Raw genomic sequence first — 21,598 nt, 5'->3', positions numbered from 1 at the left:
AGCGGGGATTTAGCCGGTTTGCGGGGGGAAGGGAAGGTTTCGGGAGACGGAGAGGTGGGGGTAGGCACCCCGCGAGTATGCGGCGGATAAAACAGCCTGTCAGTTCCTCGTTAAGCAGAGTTTGCGGTTTCAGGGGGCGTGCGTGAAGTTGTGCTTGACAAAATGTACAAATATTATTGAATTTATGTTCATAAGATAAATTTCCTAAAGTAGATACAATTATGGACCCGATACGCAATCCCTTTGCGCCTGGCGCAGGCACTCCTCCCCCGGAACTTGCCGGACGAGATAGCGTCCGTGAAAAAATGCGTCAGTGTTTAGGGCGTCTCCGCATAGGCCGGCCGGCTAAAAGTATGATGCTTGTTGGGCTTCGTGGCGTCGGAAAAACTGTGCTTCTAGACCAGATGATGAGGGATGCAGAGAGCGAAGGGGTCGTTTCCGTGCGGATAGAAGCGCCTGAAGGTCGTTCATTGCCAGCGATGCTAGCGCCACAATTGAGATTGGGTTTGCTTCGCTTGAGCCGCCTAGCGAAGGCGGAGGATTACGCAATTCGAGGTTTGAGGGCGTTGGTCGGCTTCGCCAGCAAGTTAAAGATGACCTATAACGATATAGAAGTTGGCTTTGACTATGATCCAGAGCCGGGTCTTGCGGATAATGGTGAACTCGAAGGCGACTTAAGCATGCTGCTGGAACAAGTAGGGCTCGCTGCAAAAGCGGCAAATACAATTGTCGCGATTTACATTGATGAGCTTCAGTACGTAAAGGAGGAGCAACTGGCGGCGTTTATTTCAGCCTTGCATCGTTGTTCGCAAAAGCAACTGCCTATAACTGCCATCGGTGCTGGATTGCCCCAGCTGCGCGGCAAAATGGGAGAAGCAAAATCATATGCTGAACGTCTATTCGATTTTCCAGAGATTGGCGCGCTAAGTTCTTCCGATGCAACCGAGGCCATCGTGAAACCCATCAAGGATGAAGGTGCAGAAATAAATGCCGATGCAGTGGAATCGATTGTGGATAAAACAAAAGGTTATCCATATTTTCTTCAAGAATGGGGAAAGCATGCATGGGATGTTGCACGACAGAGCCCGATCTCTATCAATGACGTGAACGATGCCTCTAATCAGACAATTGCGGCTTTAGACGAGAGTTTCTTTAGGGTTAGATTTGATCGGCTTACCCCAAAAGAGAAGCAATACTTGCGCGCAATGGCTGAGTTGGGAACTGGTCCGCACAGATCGGGAGATATTGCGGAGGAACTGGGGCGCGCAACGTCTTCATTAGGGCCGATTCGAAGCAGCTTAATTGCAAAAGGGATGATTTGGAGCCCAACACACGGTGATACAGCGTTCACGGTACCGTTATTTGATGAGTTTATGAAAAGGATTATTCCAGGAAGAGATTGGGCTCAAGCGGATGCCTAGCTTCTTCATGGCCCATCTCCCTGCTTCGGCTACCACGGTGTCGTCATCCGCCGCCAATTGTTCCGCCACCGGCAGTAACCCCACCTCTCCACTATTTCCAATCGCAACCGCCACGTTCCGCACCAACCTGTTCCGCCCGATGCGTTTGATCGGTGATCCTGCAAATTTCCGCCGAAATCCGGCATCATCCAGCACCGCCAGTTCGGCCAGCACGGGTGCTGTTAAATCCGGCCGTGCCGCCAGCTTCAACTCTTGCCCGGCCCGGGCGAATTTGTTCCAGGGGCAGACGGCCAGGCAATCGTCGCAGCCATAGATGCGGTTGCCGATGCCGGCACGAAACTCTCGCGGGATCGGCCCGTCATGTTCGATGGTGAGGTAGGAGATGCAGCGCCGCGCATCGAGCTTATAAGGTGCTGGAAAGGCCTGGGTGGGGCAGGCGGTTTGGCAGGCGGTGCAACTGCCGCAATGGTCGCGCTCCGGCGCGTCCGGCGCCAACTCCAGGGTGGTATAGATTTCTCCCAGGAACAACCAGGAACCGTGCGAACGGGAGACGAGATTGGTATGCTTGCCCTGCCAGCCTAGCCCGGCCTGCTCAGCGAGTGGTTTTTCCATGACGGGCGCTGTGTCCACGAACACCTTCACGCCCTCGCCGCGCGTGGCGATGAACTGGGCGAGGTGCTTCAGCTTGCCCTTAACGATGTCATGATAATCCCGGTTGCGGGCATAGACTGAAATATTCCCGACTTTCGGCTTGGTTAGATTATCCAGCGCATTGCCTTCCGGCGCGTAGGAAAACCCCAGGGAGATCACGCTCAACGCCTCTGGCCACAAGACTTGCGGGTGGGCGCGTTGGTCCACGCGTTCGGCCATCCAGCCCATGCCGCCATGCCGGCCTTGTGCCAGGAAATCCTGCAGCCAGGCCAGACGCTCGGGTGGCAGGCTGGCGCGGGTGAAGCCCGTGGTGGCAAAGCCCAGTTCCGCCGCCTTCGCCGCGATCTGGTTTTTTAAATCAGCCCCGGCCACGGTAAGGGGGAACGCCCTGGTCGGGGATCCAGGCATCTTCGGGCGGTTTGCCGGTTTGCCAGAACACGTCGATGGGAATCCCGCCGCGTGGATACCAATAGGCGCCCAGGCGCAGCCATTTCGGGGAGAGCAATTCCACCAGCCGGTCCGCGATCATCAAGGAGCAGGCTTCATGAAATCCGCCATGGTTACGGAAGGACTGCAAGAACAGCTTCAGCGATTTGCTCTCCACCAACCATTCATCGGGAATATAGTCGATGACGATATGACCGAAATCCGGCTGACCTGTCATCGGGCAGAGGGAGGTGAATTCCGGGCAGACGAAACGCACCATCGCGTTCTTGCCGCCGGTTTTGGCGGGCACGCGCTCCAGCACCGCCTGGTCCGGGCTGGCGGGCATTTCGGTCTTGGTGCCAAGCTGTTGCAACCCGGCATAACGCTCGTCTGTGCTCATGCGTCTGGTCCTCTCCGCCAGTTGCCCCGTATATCGGCGCAATAGGCGCCATAGTCCTTGTCCAGAATCGCCGTCCGCGCCCCCTGCATCACGGTCTGATAATAGGTCAGGTTATGGGTGGTGAGCAGCATCGGCCCCAGCATTTCCTCGCAGCGGAAGAGATGGTGCAGATAAGCCCGCGTGTGGCGTGTACAGCAAAGGCAGGTGCAGTTTTCATCCAGCGGGCGCGCATCGTCCTGAAAGCGGGCATTGCGCATATTGAAAATGCCGTTGGAGGTGAAGGCCCGCGCGGTGCGTCCCGCGCGGGTGGGCATCACGCAATCGAACATATCCACCCCGCGCGCCACGGCGCCTAGCAGATCGTCCGGTGTGCCAACGCCCATGAGGTAGCGCGGCTTGTTCGCGGGCAGGAAATCGGTGCAGTAATCCAGCACGGAGAACATCATCTCCTGGCCTTCCCCCACGGCCAGCCCGCCAATGGCGTAACCCTCGAAATCCAGCTCCACCAGCCCCTCGGCGGAATGGCGCCGCAGATCCTCATAGACATTGCCTTGCATGATGCCGAACTGCCCATAGCCGGGGCGCTTCGTAAATGCATCGCGCGAGCGTTTGGCCCAGCGGATGGAAAGTTCCATCGAGTCCTTCGCCTCCTGATGGGTGGCGGGAAATTTGGTGCATTCATCCAACTGCATCGTGATGGTGGAATCCAGCAGATGCTGGATCTCCGTGGAGCGCTCAGGCGTCAATTCATAAGCGGCGCCGTCGATATGCGAACGAAAGGTAACGCCCTTTTCCTCCAGCTTGCGCAGCTTGGCGAGCGACATGATCTGGAACCCGCCAGAATCCGTAAGGATGGGGCCTGGCCAGTCCATCATCTTGTGTAACCCGCCGAGCCTCGCCACGCGTTCCGCCGTGGGGCGCAGCATGAGATGATAGGTGTTGCCGAGCACGATCTTCGCACCCGTGGCGCGCACGGCGTCCGCTGTCATGGCCTTCACCGTGCCGGCCGTGCCCACGGCCATGAAGGTGGGGGTCGGCACTTCGCCATGGGCGGTGGTGAGCAATCCGGCGCGGGCATGGCCGTCCTGGCCCGCCAGGATGAAGGAGAATTCTGGGGTGGTCATGGAAGGGAATTAGCGGGGTTGGCTGGAAAGTGCCAGATGATCTCATGAGACGGGGTTTTGGCCATGCTAGTTAAACCAGGTAGCTATTCAGAGGGTAGAGCGGCCCATGGCCCCCAAACCGATCAAGACAGGCAAGATATGCCGCGGCCAGCAGGCTCGGCTTCGCCCAGTTATGATTCACCCTGCTTTTCAAGCAAGCACGCATCGCCATAGGAATAGAACCGGTAGCCGCTCGTAACGGCGTGCGCATAGGCGGATTTGATCCGCTCTGTGCCCGCGAAGGCGCTCACCAGCATCAGCAGGGTGGAATGCGGCAGGTGGAAATTGGTGAACAGCGCATCGGCGATCCTGAAACGATAGCCGGGATAGATGAAAATCTCCGTCTCGGAATCAAACGGCTTCAGCATGCCCTGCGCCGTGGCGGCGGATTCCAGCAGGCGCAGCGCGGTGGTGCCGATGGGGATGATCCGCCGCCCCGCCGCCTTGGCCGCGTTGATGCGCCGGGCGGTATCTTCCGTGATGGTGCCGCGCTCGGCATGCATCTTATGCTCTTCGATGTTTTCCACCCGCACGGGCAGAAATGTCCCAGCGCCGACATGCAGGGTCACCTTCGCCATCTCGATGCCGCGCGTCCGCAGCGTCTCCAGCAGCGCCGGAGTGAAATGCAGCCCCGCGGTGGGTGCCGCGACAGCCCCCTCATGCGCGGCGAACAGGGTCTGGTAGTCGCTTTTATCCTGCTCGGTAATGCCGTCCGGCCGGGCGATGTAAGGTGGCAGGGCCAGCGCGCCGGAACGGGCGAGGGCAGCGTAAAAATCATCCGCCGTGAAACGCAAAATCGCGGCGCCGCCCGCTTCCATCTCCACCACGGTGGCGGAGAAAGCGGGGTCGATCACCAGCACGTCGCCCTGCCTCACGCGCCTGGAATTGCGCAGCAGCACATGCCAAGCGCCGTCATCCAGCCGCCGGTCCAGCGTGATGCCGATCTTCGCCTCGCCACGCCTGGCTGTGAGCTGGGCGGGGATCACCTTGGTATCGTTGACCACCAGCAAATCGTCCGGGCGCAGCAGGCTGGGGAGATCACGCACGATATGGTCGCGCAGCCCATCCGCCGCCACATGCAGCAACCGGGCGGAATCACGCGGGCGCGCCGGGGCGGTGGCGATCCGCTCCGGCGGCAACTCATAGCCGAACTCTGAAAGCTGCATCAGGCCCCCAGATAGGATGCCAGCTCGATCAGATTACCGTCCGGGTCGCGGCAATAGATGGACATGATGTCGCCCAGGGCCCCGATGCGCGAAACCGGCCCGCGCTCGATGGACACGCCGCAGCCATGCAGGTGCCCCACCACATCTTCCGGCCGCACCGCGACCACGAAGCAGAGGTCCAGCGTGCCGGGCTGGGCCATCTGCGCATGCGGGATCACCTCATGCCCAATTTCGTGGAGGTTGATCTTCTGCGCGCCGAAGCGCAGCGCCGTGCGGTTCTTGCCGCCATACTCCTCGCGCTCCATGCCCAGCACACGCTGATACCAGCCCGCCGTGACGTTCAGGTCACGGCAGACCATCACCACATGGTCGATGCGGTCGACGGTGAATTTCATGGCCGGTTACGCAAGACCGGCGAAGAAATCATTGCCCTTGTCGTCGACCACGATAAAGGCCGGGAAATCCTTCACCTCGATCTTCCACACGGCTTCCATGCCAAGCTCCGGATATTCCAGAACCTCGACCTTGGTGATGTTGTTCTGTGCCAGCACCGCGGCCGGGCCGCCGATGGAGCCGAGATAGAAGCCGCCATGTTTGTGGCAGGCCTCCGTCACGGCCTTGGAGCGGTTGCCCTTGGCCAGCATCACCATGGAGCCGCCGGCTTCCTGGAAGGCATCCACATAGCTGTCCATGCGCCCGGCGGTGGTGGGGCCGAAGCTGCCGGTCGGCATGCCCTCCGGCGTTTTGGCCGGGCCGGCATAATAGACCGGATGGTTCTTCATGTAGTCCGGCATGCCCTCGCCACGGTTCAGCCGCTCCTGCAGCTTGGCGTGGGCGATGTCGCGCGCCACCACGATGGTGCCGGTCAGCGCCACGCGGGTTTTGACCGGGTGCTTGGAAAGCTCCCCCAGAATCTCCTGCATCGGCCGGTTGAGGTCGATGGCGACCACATCGCCACCCAGATGCTCATCCGTGATTTCCGGCAGATATTTGGCCGGGTTGGTCTCAAGCTGTTCCAGGAACACACCTTGCGGCGTGATCTTGGCCTTGATCTGCCGGTCCGCCGAGCAGGAGACGCCGATGCCGATGGGCAGGGACGCGCCATGCCGGGGCAGGCGGATCACCCGCACATCGTGGCAGAAATATTTGCCGCCAAACTGCGCGCCGATGCCGATCTTGCGGGAGATCTCCAGCACTTGCCGCTCCATCTCCAGGTCGCGGAAGGCATGGCCGGTGGCGTCGCCGCTGGTGGGCAGATGGTCGTAATATTTGGTGGAGGCGAGCTTGACCGTTTTCAGGTTCAGCTCCGCCGAGGTCCCGCCGATCACGATCGCCAGATGGTAAGGCGGGCATGCGGCGGTGCCGAGCGTTTTGATCTTGGCTTCCAGGAAGGCGTAGATCTTTTCCGGTGTCAGAACCGCGCGGGTCTCCTGGAACAGATAGGTCTTGTTGGCCGATCCGCCGCCCTTGGCGATGAATTGCAGGCTGAACTCATCCGGGTGGTAGTCGCCGGGGGAAGCCATGATGTCGAACTGCACCGGCAGGTTGTTGCCGGTGTTCTTCTCGTCGAACATGGTCAGCGGCGCCATCTGCGAATAGCGCAGATTGGTCTCGGTATAGGTACGCGCCACACCCCAGGAGAAAGCCTCCTCCTCATTGCCCTCGACCCAGACGCGCTGGCCCTTCTTGCCGAACACCAGCGCCGTGCCTGTATCTTGGCACATGGGCAGGATCCCCTTGGCGGCGATGGCGGCGTTCTTCAGGAACTCCATGGCCACATAGCGGTCATTCTCGCTGGCCTCGGGGTCTTTCAGAATATTGGCGAGCTGCCGCAGATGCGCCGGGCGCAGCAGGTGGGACACGTCGTGATAAGCCTGGAAGGCCAGCTCGGAGAGCGTGCCCTCGGAGATCTTCAGGATTGTCCGACCCTCGACCTCGATGGTGGAAACGCCTTCGATATCGAGCTTGCGGTATGTCGTGTCATCCTCGCCCAGCGGGAACATGGGCGAAAAATTGAAGCCTGGGCTACGTTTCAGGGGTGCGTTCATGATTTTCAGTCTTTCTGACGGCGGCGGAAAGCATCCAGGCTCACCACATCGGCGGGCTGATCGGTGGGGCGCGCGGGCACGTCGTCGCCTTGGGGGGCCGGAATATCGGCGGTGGTCACCGGCTCGGGCACGTCCACATGGAACTGCAGCCCGAAGCGGACTTCCGGGTCGGCGAAGCTGGTGACGGCGGCAAGGGGGATCGTCAGCGTGGTCGGAATGCCGGAGAAGCTCAGCCCCACGGACATGGAGGTGGCGGCTTCGTCCACATGCAGGGAATGGAACTGGTGCTGCAGGACGATGGTCATTTCATCCGGGTACTGGGCTTTTAGCCGGTCGGGGATGGAGACGCCGGGAAAGGCGGTCTTGAAGGTGATATAGAAATGGTGCCCGCCGGGCAGCCCTTCGGCCGCCACATGGCGCAGCGCGCTCACCACCACATGCCGCAGCGCATCCTGCGTCCATTCATCGTAGGGCAGCAGTGATTCAGGCGTGTTCAGATCGTCTTCGGCCATAGTCCAGTCCCTTCAAGTCCCGGTTGCGCCGGGGCTCTGGCTCGCAGTCCCGTGTTCAGCGGGCTTCGCGCTCATAGTGGCGGTAATATTTCTCGGTCACCAGGTCGGTTTGCACGATGATGGCGATATCCGTCGTATTGAACTGGTTATCGATCACCGCGCCATCCCCCACGAAGCCGCCGAGTCTCAGATAGCCTTTAATCAGCGGCGGCAGGCGCATCAATGCCCGTTTCGGGTCGATCGTCTCGGGCGGCAGGCGGCGCATCTCCACATAGCGCTCCGGCAAGGCTCTCGGGCGGATCGTCTCCGGGGCGCTGTGATGCAGGGAGAGGTAGGTCAGCTCCTCGGCCAGCCGGTCCGGCTCGGTGCCCGTCAGCGAGGCGCAGCCGAACATCAGCTCGATCCCATAATGGAATACATAAGCCGCAATGCCGCGCCAGAGCAGTTGCATCACCATGCGGTTGCGATAGGCGGTGGCGGTACAGCTGCGCCCCAGTTCCAGCTTGCGGCCGGGGAAGGTTTTCAGGGCGGAGATATCGTATTCGCTTTCTGAATAGAAGCGCCCGAAGGCTTCCGCCGCCTCCTGCCGGATGAGCCGGTAAGTGCCGACCACGCCTGCGGCGCCCTCGCCGAGATCATGGTCCACCACCAGAAGATGATCGGCGATGGCGTCGAACTCATCCTGGTCCAGCTTGGCGGCGCGTGTCGGAGCATCCGCCTTCGCCCCCATCTCTTCGTAGAAGACACGGTAGCGCAACGCCTGAGCGGCGTTCAGCTCTTCCGCCGTGGTGGCCAGGCGCACGCCGAGATTGCCCGCCCGCAACTCAGGAAAGCCCGGGGCTTGGTTCCCTATGGTGAAACGCGGCAATTCTGGCATCACATTCTGATTCATGACTCGGGCCGCCGCCCGAATAATTCGATCTTGATCACGTCGATCTCCAGCCCATGCGCCTGGGCGACCTTGCGCAATGCGTTTTCAACATCCGGCGCCTCGAATTCGATCACCTTGCCGGACTCCTTGTCGACCAGATGGAAATGGTGGCCATCGCCACTCGGCTCATAGCGCGCCCGGCGGCTGCCAAGGTCGCGGCGGGAGAGAATGCCCTTGGTCTCCAGCAGCCGCACGGTGCGGTAGACGGTGGCCAGCGAGATCCGGTTGTCGACACGGTTGGCCCGCCGATGCAGCTCTTCCACATCCGGGTGGTCGGTTGCCTCAGACAACACCCGCGCAATCACCCGGCGCGGGCCTGTCATCTTCAGCCCGTTCTCTATGCACAGGCGTTCGATGCTTATATTCATCGTTGAGCCTTGTGGCCCAAGTTTTTGATCCGGTCCAGCCTTTACGGGGGGTGCCATGCCGATAACTGACCTGCCTGTCCATGACAGGGCCATCGACATCACGGCGGAGACTTGTCCGATGACCTATGTGCGTACCAGACTTGCGCTGGACGTGATGGAGCAAGGGCAGATTCTGCTGGTGAAGCTGAAAGGGGAGGACCCGCTGCGCAACGTGCCCCGCGCGGCGGCGGACCAGGGGCACGAGCTGCTGGACCTGCTGGAACAGCCGGATGGCAGCCATGTACTGGTGATCCAGAAGGGCTGAGCCTGGCTGGTCGAACGGGAAAAAGCCGCAAACACCAAAGGTGCTGCGGCTGATTCTGGCAATTTGGATGCGATGACCGCCCGAAGGCGGGAAAAAGGGTTTTAGAACCCCTCGCGCTCAATCCGCTTGCGCTCCATCTTGCGGGCGCGGCGGACAGCCTCAGCGGCCTCGCGCGCACGGCGCTCGGAGGGCTTTTCATAATGGCGGCGGAGCTTCATCTCGCGGAACACGCCTTCACGCTGCAGCTTCTTCTTGAGCGCCTTCAGCGCCTGATCGACGTTATTATCACGGACGAGAACTTGCACCTGGTCGCCAACTCCAAAAAAGATTGCCAAAAACAAACGCGGACCACGGTCGACAAGACCGTCCCCGCGAAGCCTGGGCGCCTATAGCACAAATTCCCCGCTCGCCAAATCATTTCTACTGGGGCAATCATGCAAATATGTCGCTCCTGAAGATCGCCCGCATGGGTCACCCGGTTCTGCTCGCCGCCGCCGCGCCGGTGGCGGATGTGGCTATACCCGAAATCCAGGCATTGATCGGCGATATGGCGGAGACGATGGCCGATGCGGGTGGAGTGGGGTTGGCCGCGCCCCAGGTGCATGCGCCGCTCAGGCTGTTCCTGTTTCATGTGCCCGCCAGCCGCGCGGGGGAGGGGGCGGCGATCCCCGTGCGCGCCGTGATCAACCCCGTGATCACGCCGGTGGAGGCCGCGGGTAAGGTGCTGGGGTGGGAGGGGTGCCTTTCGATTCCCGGCCTGCGCGCCGCGGTGCCGCGCTGGCGGCAGGTCGGGCTGTCCGGCCAGGATGAGGCCGGGCGGCCTTTCGCGGAAACATTGTCCGGCTTTGCCGCGCGGGTAGTCCAGCACGAGACGGACCATCTGGACGGTGTGCTATACCCGATGCGGATGGAGGATTTCCGGCTATTCGGGTATAATGAGGAACTGGACCGTTATGCTCCGGAGCTTTTGTAATGCAGATCGATGAAGACAAGGCGGCGCTGATCGATGCGCTGGCGCAGAATGCGGGGTTCGATGGCTGGACCGTGAAATCCCTGCGCATGGCGCTATCCGGCCTGGGGCGTGACCCGGCGGAGGCGGATTTGGCTTTTCCTGGCGGCCGGGCGGAGATGATCCGGGCTTATTTCGAGCTGGGCGACGAGCGGATGATTGCCGCCTGCCGGGGGCGCTTGGCTGAATCCAGCCTGACCGCGCGGGTGCGCGCGGCGGTGGCTGAACGGTTGAGCCTGATGAGCGGTGAGAAGGAGGCGGTGCGCCGCGCCATGGCGTGGCTGGTTCTGCCGGGCAATGCGCCGCGCCTGGCGAAGATCATCGCCCGCATGGCGGATGCGGTATGGTTCGCGGCCGGGGACAAGAGCGCGGACATGTCCTGGTACAGCAAGCGGGCCATTCTGGGCGCGGTGCTCTCCGCCACGCTGTTCTACTGGCTGAGCGATGCCTCGATGGATTCGGAAAAAACCCTTGCCTTCCTGGACCGCCGCCTGGCGGGGGTGGGCCGGTTCGGCAAGTTGAAGGCCAGATTGCCGCGCGTGCCCTCGCTTTTGCCCCGGCATGCCTGAACGGTAAAACCGCGCCCGCGCGGGCAGGCGAGGTTATCCGTCAGGGTTTGAAGATTTAGTGTCCCGCCGACGGCGCGGAGAAATCCGGCGCCAGGCCGGAGGCGGAAAGCTGCGCCGCCAGGGCCGATTTCAGCCGTATCAGCCCAGCCTCGGAGCCGGCTTCCGCCCGCGCCACCAGCACCGCCTGGGTGTTGGAGGCGCGCAGCAGCCACCAGCCATCCTCGGTTTTCACGCGCACACCGTCCGTGTCCGAGACGTTCGCGCCGCTTTCCTTCAGCCGGGCGGCCACTTCCGCCACCACGGCGAATTTGCGCTCTTCCGGGCAGTCGAACCGCAGCTCGGGCGTGTTGAGGACTTGCGGCAGCGAAGCGCGGAACTCGCCCACAGTGCCCTGCATGCGCGCGATCACGCCCAGCACGCGCACGGCGGCGTAAAGCGCGTCGTCGAACCCGTACCATTTGTCGTTATAGAAGATGTGGCCGGACATTTCGCCAGCCAAAGGTGCCTTGGTCTCGGCCATCTTGGACTTGATCAGCGAGTGGCCGGTTTTCCACATCAAGGGGGTGCCGCCGGCTTTCCTGACCTCGTCGAAAAGCACCTGGCTTGCCTTCACATCGGCGATGATGGTGCCGCCAGGGTGAGATTTCAGCACGTCGCGCGCCATCAGCACCAGGAACTGGTCGCCGAACAGGATATGGCCTTCATTGTCCACAAGGCCGATACGGTCCGCATCGCCGTCGAACGCCACGCCCACATCGGCGTTTTCGGTTTTCACGGCCTCGATCAGCGCTTCCAGATTCTTCGGCACGGTTGGGTCTGGGTGATGGTTGGGGAAGGTCCCGTCCACCTCGGCATAGAGCAGCTTGTGCTTGCCGGGCAGCTTGGCCACCAGCTTCTTCAGCACATTGCCGGCGGCGCCGTTGCCATTGTCCCAGACGATCTTCAGGTCGCGGGTGCCGTCCCAATCCTTCAGCAGCCGGGCGATATAAGCGTCCGAGATGTCTTTTTCGATCACGCGGCCCTTGGCTTCGGGCACCACCTGGCCCTTGGCCGCGCGCGCACCGAGATCCTGGATCTGCGGGCCGAAGAAGGGCTTGTTCTTCAGCATCATCTTGAAGCCGTTATAGTTCGGCGGATTGTGGCTGCCCGTCACCATCACCGCGCCGTCGGCCGGTTCGGTGAAGGAGGCGAAATAGAGCATCGGGGTGGGCCCTTGGCCTATATCCGTCACCTCCATGCCGGAGGCCTTCAAGCCGGCGATCAGCGCTTGCGCCAGCATCGGGGAGGAAAGCCGGCCATCGCGCCCGACCGCGACCTTCTTGCCGCCGGTCTCGGCGACGATGGAGCCGAACACGCGGCCAATGGCAAAGGCGTCGGCCTCGCCCAATGTCTGCCCGACAATGCCGCGAATGTCATATTCCCGCAGGCTGCTGGCGGAAAACTCGTGGAAAAATTTCATCGATTCCTCTTGGAAATCAGGGTTACGCGTTCACGTATTTCTTAAGGAAGCCGCGCACGGCGGGGCTAAGATCCGGGCGCGCGAGGGAGAAGGCGATCTGCGCCTCCAGAAACCCCGCCTTGTCGCCGCAATCGAAGCGCTGCCCCTCGAATTTGAGTCCATGGAAGGGTTTTTCGCCGATCATCTTGGCCATGGCGTCGGTCAGTTGCACCTCGTTGCCGGCGCCGGCCTCCATGCGGGAAAGATAGGTGATGACCTCCGGCAGCATCACATAGCGGCCGATGATGGAGAGGTTGGAGGGCGCCTCCTCCGGTTTCGGCTTCTCGACCAGCCCGGTGACTTCCACCAGGTCGCCCTCGATCTTGCCGGTCTTCAGAATGCCGTAGCGGTTGGTATGTTCTTTCGGGACTTCGGAAATGGCGACCACATTGCCGCCGGTTTCGTTGTAAACCTTGGCGAGCTGCTCGGTGCAGGGGGTCTGGCTCAGCACCAGGTCGTCCGGCAGCAGGATGGCGAAGGGATCGTCGCCAATGAAGGTGCGGGCGCACCAGATGGCATGGCCCAGCCCCAGCGGCACTTGCTGGCGCACGGTGGTGATGGCGCCGGGAGGCATGGCCTCCTCGCGCAGCAAGATCAGGGCTTCGCGCTTGTTGCGCTCGGCCAGGGTCGCCTCCAGCTCGAAGGCAATGTCAAAATGGTCGATCAGGGCGGTCTTGCCACGGCCGGTGACCATGCAGAACTGGTCGATCCCGGCGGCGCGCGCCTCGTCCACGGCGTACTGGATCAATGGTTTGTCGACGACGGGGAGCATTTCCTTCGGCATGGCCTTGGTGGCTGGCAGAAAGCGCGTACCGAGGCCGGCAACGGGTAGAACGGCCTTGCGCAAGGGTTTTACCAAAGGGGAATCCTCCTGATCGACGGTCTTGAATGAGGCGCCACACTCCGGACGGGGCGGCGGCTTGGTGATGGGCTAAGCTGAAATTACGACAGAAATTGGGTTGGTGTAACGCGGAAGCGATGACAAATTTGCCATAAAAAGCGCGCGGCGGGTCTGAACGGGCTGGGCGGAACTGGCTTCATGATGGTTGTTCGGTATTTTATCGAAATGGTTTTGCCAAGGGGGCGGCGCGCGGCGCGGCGGCGCGGGAGAGCCGGTCGTTGATGGCCAGTCCCAGCCCGGTGGAGGGAATGGGCGCGGCGGCGATGGCGGCACAACCCTGCCGGGTGGCGTGTTCGTCCAGCCAATGCAGCCCTTCGAATAAATTTGCGGCCGCTTCGGTGAGGCTCTGGCGATCCGAAAGCTGGAAGATCAGCCCCTTCGCCGGTGCCGGGCCAAAGGCCAGATAAGCCTCCTCGGGCCCCGGCGCGGTGGCGTTCAGCCGCACGGGCAGGGTGGGGGCGTAATGCGAGGCCAGCATACCCGGCGCCACCGGCTTTGCGCCCGGTGTGGCGGCGCTGGCCAGCGGGCCGGTCTCGGCCTCCAGCATTTCGCGTGTGATGAAGCCAGGGCGCAGCAATGCCGGCATTTCGCCGGACAGGTCCAGCACGGTGGATTCAAGCCCCACCTGACAGGGGCCGCATTCCAGCACGGCGGCGATGCGCCCTTCCAGATCCGCCAGCACATGCGCCGCCCGGGTGGGCGAGACACGGCCCGAGCGGTTGGCGGACGGAGCGGCGATCGGCAGCCCCGTCAGCGTCAATAGCTCCCGCGCGGTGGGATGGGCGGGCACCCGCACGGCCAGCGTGGGCAGCCCCGCTCCCGCGAGTTGCGAGACCGGGCAGCCAGCCTGGCGCGGCAGCACCAGCGTCAGCGGGCCGGGCCAAAATTTTCGGGCGAGTTTTTCGGCCAGATCATTCGGCCGCACATGCCTGAAGGCGGCCTCGGCGGAGGGGAAATGGCAGATCAGCGGGTTGAAGCTGGGCCGTCCCTTGGCCTCGTAGATACGCGCCACGGCCTGAGCATTGGTGGCGTCGGCCCCCAGCCCGTAGACCGTTTCCGTCCCGAAAGCCACCAGCTCCCCGGCGCGCAGCAGCCTGGCCGCCTGGTCCGGGCTGGCGATCAGCTTGGTGGCCGGCTGGTCAGTCCTGCTCTGGTCCAAGATCCCGCGCCACTTCCGGGCTGTGCAGGAGGCGGTTGATCTTCGTCGCCTCGTCCAGCGCCTCATCGGCCACGAATTTCAGATCCGGCGTCACGCGCAGCCCCAAACGCGGTGCGATCTGCGACCGCAGGAACGGGGCGACGCGCTTTAGCGCCGGCAGCAGCGGCCGGATGTCCTTCTGGCCCAGCACGGTGGCGAACACCAGGGCGTGCTTGAGGTCGGGAGACATACGCACCTCCGAGACGGTGAGATGCGCCTGAGCGAGATCCGGATCGTGGAACTCGGTCCGCAGCATCACCTCGGAGAGGAGGTGCCTGATCTCCTCGCCAACGCGGAGCTGGCGTTGGCTGGGACCGGTTTCAGGGCGCGACGATTTCGGTTTCATAGCATTCCACCACATCGCCCTCGCGCAGATCCTGGAAGCCCGCGAAGGACAGGCCGCACTCATAGCCGCGCGCCACTTCCTTCACATCGTCCTTGAAGCGCTTGAGCTGCGACAGCTCGCCTTGGTGAATCACCACATTGTCGCGCAGCAGGCGGACACCGCAGCCGCGCTTGACCACGCCTTCGGTGACATAACACCCCGCGACCTTGCCGGTCTTGGTGATGTTGAACACTTGGCGGATCTCCGCATAGCCCAGGAACTTCTCTCGGTGCACCGGGGCCAGTTTGCCCTTGACCAGTTTCTCGACATCGTCCGCCACCTCGTAAATGATCGAATAATAGCGGACATCCACGCCCTCGCGGTTGGCCAAGTCGCGGGCCTGCGCATTGGCGCGGACATTGAAGGCGATGATGAGGCCGTCGGAGGCCTTGGCGAGCTGCACATCGCTTTCGGTGATCTGGCCGACACCGGAATAGATGACGCGAACCCGCACCTCCTCGTTGCCGAGCTTGCCGAGCACCACGCCGATCGCCTCGGCGGAGCCCTGTACGTCGGCCTTGATGACAACCGCGACTTCCTTCTGCGCGCCGGCCTGGATGCGGGCGAGCATCTCCTCCATCGTGCCGCGCATGGCGGTCTGCGCCGCCACCTGGCGTTCACGCAGCTTGGCGGCACGGTACTCGGTGATCTCGCGGGCGCGCTGCTCGTTCTCGACGACGACAAAAGGTTCGCCCGCCGTGGGCGCGCCGGACAGGCCGAGGATCTCCACCGGCAGGGACGGCGCGGCTTCCTTGAGCTGTTGCCCCTTGTCGTTGATCATGGCGCGCACGCGGCCCCACTGGGCGCCCGCCACCACAATCTCACCCTGGTGCAACGTGCCTTTCTGCACGAGCACCGTGGCCACCGGGCCGCGTCCCTTATCCAGGCGCGATTCGATGATCGCCCCTTCGGCCGCGCGGTCAGGGTTGGCCTTCAGCTCCAGCACCTCGGCCTGGAGCAGGATCGCCTCCTCCAGCTTGTCGAGATTGGTCTTCTTCAGCGCCGAAACCTCGACATCCATGGTGTCGCCGCCCATGCTTTCGGTGACGATCTCATATTGCAGCAGCTCGTTGCGGACACGGTTGGCGTCGGCGCCGGGGCGGTCGATCTTGTTGATCGCCACGATGATGGGCACATCCGCCGCCTTGGCATGTTTGATCGCCTCGATGGTCTGCGGCATCACGCCGTCGTCGGCGGCGACCACCAGCACCACGATGTCCGTGGCGGCGGCGCCGCGGGCACGCATGGCGGTGAAAGCCTCATGGCCAGGCGTGTCCAGGAAGGTGATCGCCTGGCCCGCGGGCAGGGTGATCTGATAGGCGCCGATATGCTGGGTGATGCCACCCGCTTCCCCGGCGGCCACATCCGTATGGCGCAGCGCGTCCAGCAGGCTGGTCTTGCCGTGATCGACATGACCCATGATGGTGACGACAGGCGGGCGCGGGAGCAGCTCGTCATCCGTGTCCACCTCGCCCGCCAGGCCGATCTCCACGTCCGAATCGGACACGCGGCGGACCTTATGGCCGAATTCGGTGATGATCAGCTCGGCCGTGTCGGCATCGATGGCCTGGGTGATGGTGGCCATCACGCCCATCTTCATCAGCGCGCGCACCACGTCGCGCCCGGGGGCGGCCATGCGGTTGGCAAGCTCCTGCACCGTGATGGTTTCAGGCAGCACGACCTCGCGCACCACCTTCACGCCGTCGGAGCGCAGCTTCTCCAGCTCGGCCTGGCGGCGTTCACGCTCGCGCTGGCGGCGCACGGAGGCCAGGGAGCGGGTCTTCTCGTCCTCACCCTCGATGGCGGCCTGCACGTCGATGCGCCCGGCACGGCGGTTGCCATCGCCGATCTTCTTGGCGGGCGCGGCGGGCATGCCGCGCCTGGGGGCCGGGGTGGAGGGGCGGCGCGGTCCGCGCGGCGCATCCTCTTCTTCCTCGGCTCCGGTGCGTCCGCCGGGTTTGAGCTGCAAGGTGCCGCGCGGCGCCTGGTTGGCGGCGGGCCGGTTGGGGGCCGCCGCCGGGCGCGCGGCCACGGGGGCCGCCGGGCGCGCCGGCTGGGGGGCCTGGGCGGCGGGCTTGGGCGGCGCGCTTTCAAGTTTTGCCTTGGCGGCTTCTTCCGCCTCGCGCTGCGCCTTGGCGGCCGCCTCGTCTTCTTCCGCCTTGCGCTGGGCCTCTTCCTCGGCGGCGCGCTTGGCGTCCTCCTCGGCCTTGCGCCGGGCTTCCTCGGCGGCGGAGAGGATGGAAATCTTTTCCTGCTCGCGGCGTTCGGCCTCGGCTTTCGCGGCGGCGGCCAGCACGCGCTGGCGGTTGGCGAGTTCGGCGGCGGTCAGGGCGCGCTGGGCACCGCCTCCTCCCTGGCGAGGACGCGAGGCTGGGCGCTCGCCCTGCGGCTTCAGGGAGAGTGTGGCGGGCGCGGGCGCCGCGCCGCTGGCGGCGGGAGCGCTTGCCCCCGGGCCATTACCCCCGCGCTTCTTGCGAACCTCGACCTGCACGACCTTGGAACGGCCATGCGAGAAGCTCTGCCGCACGGATCCGGCATCGACGGTATGCCCGGCGTCGCCGCGCGCGGCGGGGCGCAGCGAGAGCCTGCCCTTGGTTTCATTCTGGTCGTTGCCGTCACTCATGCCTAATCCGGTCCAATCTTCACATCGCGGCCGGATTTGACCCCGGCCTTGTTTGTTGGGCTCTACTGCCCGCTTACTCTTCCGTTCGCAACACCTTGCAGGCGCCGCGCCTCGATTTCGATCATTCCGGCCAGGCGTCCCGGTGCCACAACCACATGCACCGTCTGCTCCCGGCCGAAGATCCGGCCCAGCGCGGCGGCGGAGAGCACCGTCACGCGGGGAAGCGCCCGCCCCCCCGCGAACCGGGCGCGTTCCTCGGCGCTGCCGTCGGCGGCCTGGAGAATCAGACCGCCCCTGCCGGTTTGCAGCCACTCCCGCGCCTTCTCAAACCCCGAGATGGCGGCGCCGCTCCGCCGTGCAAGCCCCAGCAGTTCGGTGATACGCTTTGCCAAAGCCGTCTCCACCTGGGTGCGCAAATCCTTGGGCACTTGCAGCGGAGCCCGCGCGGCACGGGGAAACGCGCCACGCTTGACCGCCAATTCTACCACATCGCCGTCCGAGCTCAACCACAACCCGCGTCCGGGCAGGGTTGCGCGCGGGTCGAAAACCAGGCTCCCGTCAGGCGCCATGGCGAAGCGGAGCATCTCCTCGCGCCGACCCTGCGTTCTGTTGACCAGGCAGCGCCTGAGCGGTCCGGTCTCTGGTTCGTCGTCCGGCATTGTTTCGGGTTCAGGCCTCGTTGCCACCCTCCTCCTCGAACCAATGGGCCCGCGCGGCCATGATGATCTCGTTGGCCTGTTCCTCGTTGATCACGTCCTCGCCAAGGATCTCCACCAGCTCGTCGCCGGCGAGATCGGCCAGATCGTCCAGCGTCTTCACGCCCTTTTCGCCCAGCGTGATCAGATCCTTGGCGGAGAAGGTCTCGATGGCGGCGATCTCATCCGTCACGCCCAGCGCCAAGCGCTTCTCTTCCTGCTCGGCGGCCTGCCGTTCCAGATAGGTGGCGGCGCGGCGGGAGAGTTCGGTGGCGACATTCTCGTCGAACCCCTCGATGGTGGCGATTTCCTCCAGGGGCGTGGTCACCAGATCGTCGATGGTCTCGAAGCCTTCCTGCACCAGCAGCCCCGCGATCACGTCGTCCACATCCAGCGCCTCGACGAACAAGCCGGTCTTGCGCCGGAATTCCTCCTGGCGGCGTTCGGATTCCTCGGCCTCGGTCAGAATGTCGATGTCCCAGCGGGTGAGCTGCGAGGCCAGGCGCACATTCTGGCCGCGCCGGCCGATGGCGAGGGAAAGCTGGCTGTCCGGCACCACCACTTCCACGCGCCCGGCTTCCTCATCCATCACCACCTTGGAGACTTCCGCCGGAGCCAGCGCGTTCACCACGAAGGTGGCGACATTGGGGGACCAGGGAATGATGTCGATCTTCTCGCCCTGCAACTCGGCCACCACCGCCTGCACGCGCGAGCCGCGCATGCCCACGCAGGCACCCACCGGGTCGATGGAGGCGTCGCGGGAGATCACCGCCATCTTGGCGCGGGAGCCTGGATCGCGCGCCACGGCCTTGATCTCGATGATGCCATCGTAAATCTCGGGCACTTCCTGCGCGAACAGCTTGGCCAGGAAGCCGGGATGGGTGCGGGAGAGAAAAATCTGCGGGCCGCGCGGTTCCTCGCGTACATCGTAGATATAGGCGCGCACGCGGTCGCCATTCTTCAGGTTCTCGCGGGGGATGCACTCATCGCGGCGCAGCAGTGCCTCGGCCCGGCCGAGATCGACCATCAGATTGCCGTATTCGGTGCGCTTGACCACGCCGTTGATGATCTCGCCGACACGGTCCTTGAACTCGTTGAACTGTTTGGAGCGCTCATATTCGCGCACGCGCTGCACGATCACCTGCTTGGCGGTCTGCGCGGCGATGCGGCCGAAATCGATCGGCGGGAGCGGGTCCACTAGAAAATCGCCCACCTCTTTCTCGGGCGCGAATTTCTTGGCGATGGCGACAGGGATCTGGGTCTCCTCGTTCTCCACCGCCTCGACGATCTCGGTCCAGCGGGAGAGGCGGACATCGCCGGTCTTGCGGTCGATGACGGCGCGGATGTCCTTTTCATGGCCGTACTTGGCGCGGCCGGCCTTCTGGATGGCCTGCTCCATCGCTTCCAGCACTTCCTCGCGTTCGATCTGCTTTTCCCGTGCCACGGCGTCGGCGACGAGCAGCAATTCCGGGCGGTTGACGGAGGTGTCCATGCGATCCTCTAGTTTGTCACTTTGGGTTGGGTGGTGAAGGCGATCAGCTCATCGGTCAGCATGAGCTTGGCCTTCTTGATCTCGGCGCGGGGCAGTTCGACCGTTTCGCCGTTTTCCAGTTGCAGCCTGGCGGTTTCGGCATCGGCGCCCACCAGTTTGCCGGTATAGCGCTTGCGGTTGCCGGGGCCGGGGAAATTCAGTTCGATGCGCGCCTCGAACCCGGCGTAATGGTTGAAATCCTTGGTGCGGGTGAGCGGCCGGTCGATCCCGGCGGAGGACACCTCCAGCGTCCAGGCGCTTTCGATCGGGTCTTCCACGTCCAGCACGGCGGAGAGCAGGCGGGAGATTTTCTCGCAATCCTCCAGCGTGAAGCCACCGCCATCGGCGCGGTCGGCCATGATCTGCACGGTCGGCGTCTCGGTGCCCATCACCTGCACGCGCACCAGCTCATAGCCCTGGGCCTCCAGCGGCTCGACGATCATGTCGGCGATGCGGCCTTCAAGGCCGGTATGGATCGGGCGGTTTTCTGACAAAGGCAAATCCAACAAAAAAGGCGGCCCGTTAAGGCCACCCTGTGAAACAGCGGGTAATTGTTGGCGCTATGTACGCCCGGAGGCGGGAAAGGGCAAGGGTAAATCGCGCGGGGGCGGTTTCATTTCGAAGGCGGCTATTCGCCCAGGCATAATACGGGTAGCCTTGACCGGAGCGTGAAAGCCGGGGAAGGGGCAGGATGGGCACCAATAATCGCGACACGGGACGCGTAAGCACCTGGTTGCCCTTCGGCAGCGAAGGTCCAGCCCTGGTTGCGTTGGCTACCTATGCGCAGCATATCAACCATCCAGACGCTGCGATCATCTGGGCCTCTCCCGGCGACGCCAAGCTTTTGCGCCAGGGTGTCGCGGACAAGGATGGCGACGTGTCGGTGCTGATCGTGCATGCCCATGGCTCCGTAAGGCCCCCGCCCACCAAACCTGCCCATAAGGGCGCGCTGCTGAGTTTCGAGGATGCCGCTGCCTCCGGCTTTCGGAAGCCTGGAAGGCGACGAAGGAAGGGGTGAAGGCGGCCGACGAGTTCATCGAGGCGCATCCCTTGAAGACGGACGGCATTGTTGTTGGGTTCGATGCCGTGGCTGCTCTTACGGGTGTCGGTGCAATTGTGTTTCTAGGGGCTGCAACCGTCGGTACTTTGGATCTTATCGCAACTGGAGCAGCTGTTACATTGCTGCTTGCGGATGGATCGCGCCACTGCTTTGCTTGCCGGATATGGTGGTAAATCCGCCGGGAGGAATAAGAGAAGTTGCGACGGGCCTGCGTGAGGGGAATGAGGCCGCCGAAGAGTTGGAAAAGGGCGCGCAAATTGCAAGCAAGGCAGAACAGCGGCTCTCCAACTATATCCAAAAGCGCAGTGTTGATGGAGCTAAGCCGCCATTGCAGGCGACGGAACAGCGCTATCAACGCGCGATCAACGCCGCGAAGCGCGCCGAAACCGACCTGAAATCAAAACTTGACGATACGCTTAAGACACTTCGCACATCCAAGATCGGCGCGGCGATTGAAGCTATCAACGCGCCAGGCGCGACCTTTGGCGCGGAGCTCGATGTTATAACCCACGCCAAGCAGGCCGCGCATGGTCTGCGATGGGCCTGGGGCGAAATTGAGGCGGGCTGGCACGATCTGGGAACCGAATTCACGCACAGATGCCCGTCTACCCCGTCATGCCCGATGCGCATGAGATGGCGTTTCAGCATATCGGGCCGCAAACGGTTTTCAGGCCGCGCGGCGCCGACCCATGGACGGATATGCAGTCATATCTATCCATTCATCTGGCCATGACCCGTA

24 protein-coding genes are annotated in these 21,598 nt (G+C 63.2%); 6 read left to right on the top strand and 18 right to left on the bottom strand.

Translation table 11 applies throughout. The features are described 5' to 3' along the window. The first annotated feature begins 221 nt into the window (after nt 1–221). Entirely contained in the window at nt 222–1,421 is a 1,200-nt protein-coding gene (locus tag AB7D48_RS01560; protein WP_427975476.1) for an ATP-binding protein, read from the top strand. On the opposite strand, the gene queG is transcribed toward AB7D48_RS01560, so the two are convergent. The 9 genes from queG to AB7D48_RS01515 form a co-directional block, all read right to left on the bottom strand. Then, a complete protein-coding gene (queG, locus tag AB7D48_RS01555) occupies nt 1,359–2,480 on the bottom strand; it encodes a tRNA epoxyqueuosine(34) reductase QueG (RefSeq protein WP_427975474.1) in 1,122 nt (373 codons plus the stop codon). The two genes, AB7D48_RS01560 and queG, sit on opposite strands and share 63 nt — an antisense overlap. Then, entirely contained in the window at nt 2,431–2,898 is a 468-nt protein-coding gene (gene queF, locus AB7D48_RS01550; RefSeq protein WP_427975473.1) for a preQ(1) synthase, read from the bottom strand. Before queF ends, queG begins: the two co-directional genes overlap by 50 nt. After that, entirely contained in the window at nt 2,895–4,022 is a 1,128-nt protein-coding gene (gene tgt / locus AB7D48_RS01545; protein ID WP_427975472.1) for a tRNA guanosine(34) transglycosylase Tgt, read from the bottom strand. The genes queF and tgt overlap by 4 nt, the downstream gene beginning before the upstream one ends. Nucleotides 4,023–4,192: 170 nt before the next feature. Then, on the bottom strand, nt 4,193–5,227 hold the full coding sequence (gene queA, locus AB7D48_RS01540) for a tRNA preQ1(34) S-adenosylmethionine ribosyltransferase-isomerase QueA (protein ID WP_427975471.1): 1,035 nt from the start codon (nt 5,225–5,227) through the stop codon (nt 4,193–4,195). Continuing rightward, nucleotides 5,227–5,622 carry a VOC family protein gene (locus tag AB7D48_RS01535; protein ID WP_427975470.1) on the bottom strand — a complete coding sequence of 132 codons (396 nt, stop codon included), beginning with the start codon at nt 5,620–5,622 and terminating at the stop codon, nt 5,227–5,229. The genes queA and AB7D48_RS01535 overlap by 1 nt, the downstream gene beginning before the upstream one ends. A 6-nt stretch (nt 5,623–5,628) precedes the next feature. Continuing rightward, on the bottom strand, nt 5,629–7,275 hold the full coding sequence (locus tag AB7D48_RS01530; protein ID WP_427975469.1) for a fumarate hydratase: 1,647 nt from the start codon (nt 7,273–7,275) through the stop codon (nt 5,629–5,631). 5 nt (nt 7,276–7,280) lie between these two features. Beyond that, nucleotides 7,281–7,787, bottom strand: coding sequence for an SspB family protein (locus AB7D48_RS01525; RefSeq protein ID WP_427975467.1), 507 nt, complete (start codon nt 7,785–7,787; stop codon nt 7,281–7,283). 55 nt (nt 7,788–7,842) lie between these two features. Next, the gene (locus tag AB7D48_RS01520) at nt 7,843–8,679 is read right to left on the bottom strand and encodes a GNAT family N-acetyltransferase (RefSeq protein WP_427975465.1); all 837 of its coding nucleotides are present in this window, start codon (nt 8,677–8,679) and stop codon (nt 7,843–7,845) included. Further along, complete coding sequence (locus AB7D48_RS01515) at nt 8,676–9,086, bottom strand: Fur family transcriptional regulator (RefSeq protein ID WP_427975463.1); 411 nt, start codon at nt 9,084–9,086, stop codon at nt 8,676–8,678. The genes AB7D48_RS01520 and AB7D48_RS01515 overlap by 4 nt, the downstream gene beginning before the upstream one ends. 55 nt (nt 9,087–9,141) lie before the next feature. Between AB7D48_RS01515 and AB7D48_RS01510 the strand changes: the two genes are divergently transcribed. Continuing rightward, nucleotides 9,142–9,390: a sulfurtransferase TusA family protein gene (locus AB7D48_RS01510; protein ID WP_427975461.1), complete on the top strand. Its 249-nt coding sequence runs from the start codon at nt 9,142–9,144 to the stop codon at nt 9,388–9,390. Nucleotides 9,391–9,491: 101 nt separating this feature from the next. On the opposite strand, the gene rpsU is transcribed toward AB7D48_RS01510, so the two are convergent. Further along, nucleotides 9,492–9,695 carry a 30S ribosomal protein S21 gene (gene rpsU / locus AB7D48_RS01505; RefSeq protein ID WP_007421557.1) on the bottom strand — a complete coding sequence of 68 codons (204 nt, stop codon included), beginning with the start codon at nt 9,693–9,695 and terminating at the stop codon, nt 9,492–9,494. A 137-nt stretch (nt 9,696–9,832) separates the two neighbouring features. Between rpsU and def the strand changes: the two genes are divergently transcribed. Both def and AB7D48_RS01495 read left to right on the top strand, forming a co-directional pair. Further along, nucleotides 9,833–10,363, top strand: a complete 531-nt coding sequence (gene def / locus AB7D48_RS01500; protein WP_427975459.1) for a peptide deformylase — start codon at nt 9,833–9,835, stop codon at nt 10,361–10,363. Next, nucleotides 10,363–10,968: a COQ9 family protein gene (locus AB7D48_RS01495; protein WP_427975457.1), complete on the top strand. Its 606-nt coding sequence runs from the start codon at nt 10,363–10,365 to the stop codon at nt 10,966–10,968. The genes def and AB7D48_RS01495 overlap by 1 nt, the downstream gene beginning before the upstream one ends. A gap of 55 nt (nt 10,969–11,023) precedes the next feature. Here the strand turns inward: AB7D48_RS01495 and pgmG are convergent, their stop codons facing one another. The 8 genes from pgmG to rimP all read right to left on the bottom strand — a co-directional run bounded on the left by pgmG (nt 11,024) and on the right by rimP (nt 20,293). Continuing rightward, on the bottom strand, nt 11,024–12,427 hold the full coding sequence (pgmG, locus tag AB7D48_RS01490; RefSeq protein ID WP_427975456.1) for a phosphoglucomutase/phosphomannomutase PgmG: 1,404 nt from the start codon (nt 12,425–12,427) through the stop codon (nt 11,024–11,026). Nucleotides 12,428–12,449: 22 nt separating this feature from the next. Beyond that, a complete protein-coding gene (gene galU, locus AB7D48_RS01485) occupies nt 12,450–13,325 on the bottom strand; it encodes a UTP--glucose-1-phosphate uridylyltransferase GalU (RefSeq protein WP_427975454.1) in 876 nt (291 codons plus the stop codon). Nucleotides 13,326–13,524: 199 nt separating this feature from the next. After that, on the bottom strand, nt 13,525–14,526 hold the full coding sequence (locus AB7D48_RS01480) for an L-threonylcarbamoyladenylate synthase (RefSeq protein ID WP_427975452.1): 1,002 nt from the start codon (nt 14,524–14,526) through the stop codon (nt 13,525–13,527). Next, nucleotides 14,507–14,911 (bottom strand): 30S ribosome-binding factor RbfA, encoded by a 405-nt coding sequence (gene rbfA, locus AB7D48_RS01475; RefSeq protein ID WP_427975450.1) that lies wholly within the window; start codon nt 14,909–14,911, stop codon nt 14,507–14,509. Before rbfA ends, AB7D48_RS01480 begins: the two co-directional genes overlap by 20 nt. Continuing rightward, nucleotides 14,886–17,573, bottom strand: a complete 2,688-nt coding sequence (gene infB / locus AB7D48_RS01470) for a translation initiation factor IF-2 (protein WP_427975448.1) — start codon at nt 17,571–17,573, stop codon at nt 14,886–14,888. Before infB ends, rbfA begins: the two co-directional genes overlap by 26 nt. A 62-nt stretch (nt 17,574–17,635) precedes the next feature. Further along, nucleotides 17,636–18,232 carry an RNA-binding protein gene (locus AB7D48_RS01465; protein WP_427975446.1) on the bottom strand — a complete coding sequence of 199 codons (597 nt, stop codon included), beginning with the start codon at nt 18,230–18,232 and terminating at the stop codon, nt 17,636–17,638. Between the two features lie 10 nt (nt 18,233–18,242). Further along, on the bottom strand, nt 18,243–19,760 hold the full coding sequence (nusA, locus tag AB7D48_RS01460) for a transcription termination factor NusA (protein WP_427975445.1): 1,518 nt from the start codon (nt 19,758–19,760) through the stop codon (nt 18,243–18,245). Nucleotides 19,761–19,768: 8 nt separating this feature from the next. Beyond that, complete coding sequence (rimP, locus tag AB7D48_RS01455) at nt 19,769–20,293, bottom strand: ribosome maturation factor RimP (RefSeq protein ID WP_427975443.1); 525 nt, start codon at nt 20,291–20,293, stop codon at nt 19,769–19,771. Between the two features lie 197 nt (nt 20,294–20,490). Between rimP and AB7D48_RS01450 the strand changes: the two genes are divergently transcribed. Then, nucleotides 20,491–20,817, top strand: coding sequence for a hypothetical protein (locus AB7D48_RS01450; protein ID WP_427975441.1), 327 nt, complete (start codon nt 20,491–20,493; stop codon nt 20,815–20,817). Between the two features lie 196 nt (nt 20,818–21,013). Continuing rightward, nucleotides 21,014–21,592, top strand: a complete 579-nt coding sequence (locus tag AB7D48_RS01445; protein ID WP_427975439.1) for a hypothetical protein — start codon at nt 21,014–21,016, stop codon at nt 21,590–21,592. The last annotated feature ends 6 nt before the right edge of the window (nt 21,593–21,598 follow it).

Source organism: Acidocella sp. (assembly GCF_050253495.1).
Taxonomy (GTDB): Bacteria; Pseudomonadota; Alphaproteobacteria; order Acetobacterales; family Acetobacteraceae; genus Acidocella.
Note: the sequence above shows the minus strand (reverse complement) of the source record. Positions and strands in the feature narration are given on the sequence as shown.

Bases quoted from the DNA above. Each gene is read 5' to 3' on its own strand.
- rbfA (WP_427975450.1), bottom strand. From the start codon at position 14,911: ATGAAACCGAAATCGTCGCGCCCTGAAACCGGTCCCAGCCAACGCCAG.
- def (WP_427975459.1), top strand. From the start codon at position 9,833: ATGTCGCTCCTGAAGATCGCCCGCATGGGTCACCCGGTTCTGCTCGCC.
- pgmG (WP_427975456.1), bottom strand. From the start codon at position 12,427: ATGAAATTTTTCCACGAGTTTTCCGCCAGCAGCCTGCGGGAATATGAC.
- AB7D48_RS01515 (WP_427975463.1), bottom strand. From the start codon at position 9,086: ATGAATATAAGCATCGAACGCCTGTGCATAGAGAACGGGCTGAAGATG.
- queF (WP_427975473.1), bottom strand. From the start codon at position 2,898: ATGAGCACAGACGAGCGTTATGCCGGGTTGCAACAGCTTGGCACCAAG.
- AB7D48_RS01520 (WP_427975465.1), bottom strand. From the start codon at position 8,679: ATGAATCAGAATGTGATGCCAGAATTGCCGCGTTTCACCATAGGGAAC.
- AB7D48_RS01530 (WP_427975469.1), bottom strand. From the start codon at position 7,275: ATGAACGCACCCCTGAAACGTAGCCCAGGCTTCAATTTTTCGCCCATG.
- AB7D48_RS01560 (WP_427975476.1), top strand. From the start codon at position 222: ATGGACCCGATACGCAATCCCTTTGCGCCTGGCGCAGGCACTCCTCCC.
- tgt (WP_427975472.1), bottom strand. From the start codon at position 4,022: ATGACCACCCCAGAATTCTCCTTCATCCTGGCGGGCCAGGACGGCCAT.
- AB7D48_RS01525 (WP_427975467.1), bottom strand. From the start codon at position 7,787: ATGGCCGAAGACGATCTGAACACGCCTGAATCACTGCTGCCCTACGAT.
- nusA (WP_427975445.1), bottom strand. From the start codon at position 19,760: ATGGACACCTCCGTCAACCGCCCGGAATTGCTGCTCGTCGCCGACGCC.
- AB7D48_RS01465 (WP_427975446.1), bottom strand. From the start codon at position 18,232: ATGCCGGACGACGAACCAGAGACCGGACCGCTCAGGCGCTGCCTGGTC.
- AB7D48_RS01510 (WP_427975461.1), top strand. From the start codon at position 9,142: ATGCCGATAACTGACCTGCCTGTCCATGACAGGGCCATCGACATCACG.
- AB7D48_RS01535 (WP_427975470.1), bottom strand. From the start codon at position 5,622: ATGAAATTCACCGTCGACCGCATCGACCATGTGGTGATGGTCTGCCGT.
- infB (WP_427975448.1), bottom strand. From the start codon at position 17,573: ATGAGTGACGGCAACGACCAGAATGAAACCAAGGGCAGGCTCTCGCTG.
- AB7D48_RS01450 (WP_427975441.1), top strand. From the start codon at position 20,491: ATGGGCACCAATAATCGCGACACGGGACGCGTAAGCACCTGGTTGCCC.
- queG (WP_427975474.1), bottom strand. From the start codon at position 2,480: ATGCCTGGATCCCCGACCAGGGCGTTCCCCCTTACCGTGGCCGGGGCT.
- AB7D48_RS01495 (WP_427975457.1), top strand. From the start codon at position 10,363: ATGCAGATCGATGAAGACAAGGCGGCGCTGATCGATGCGCTGGCGCAG.
- queA (WP_427975471.1), bottom strand. From the start codon at position 5,227: ATGCAGCTTTCAGAGTTCGGCTATGAGTTGCCGCCGGAGCGGATCGCC.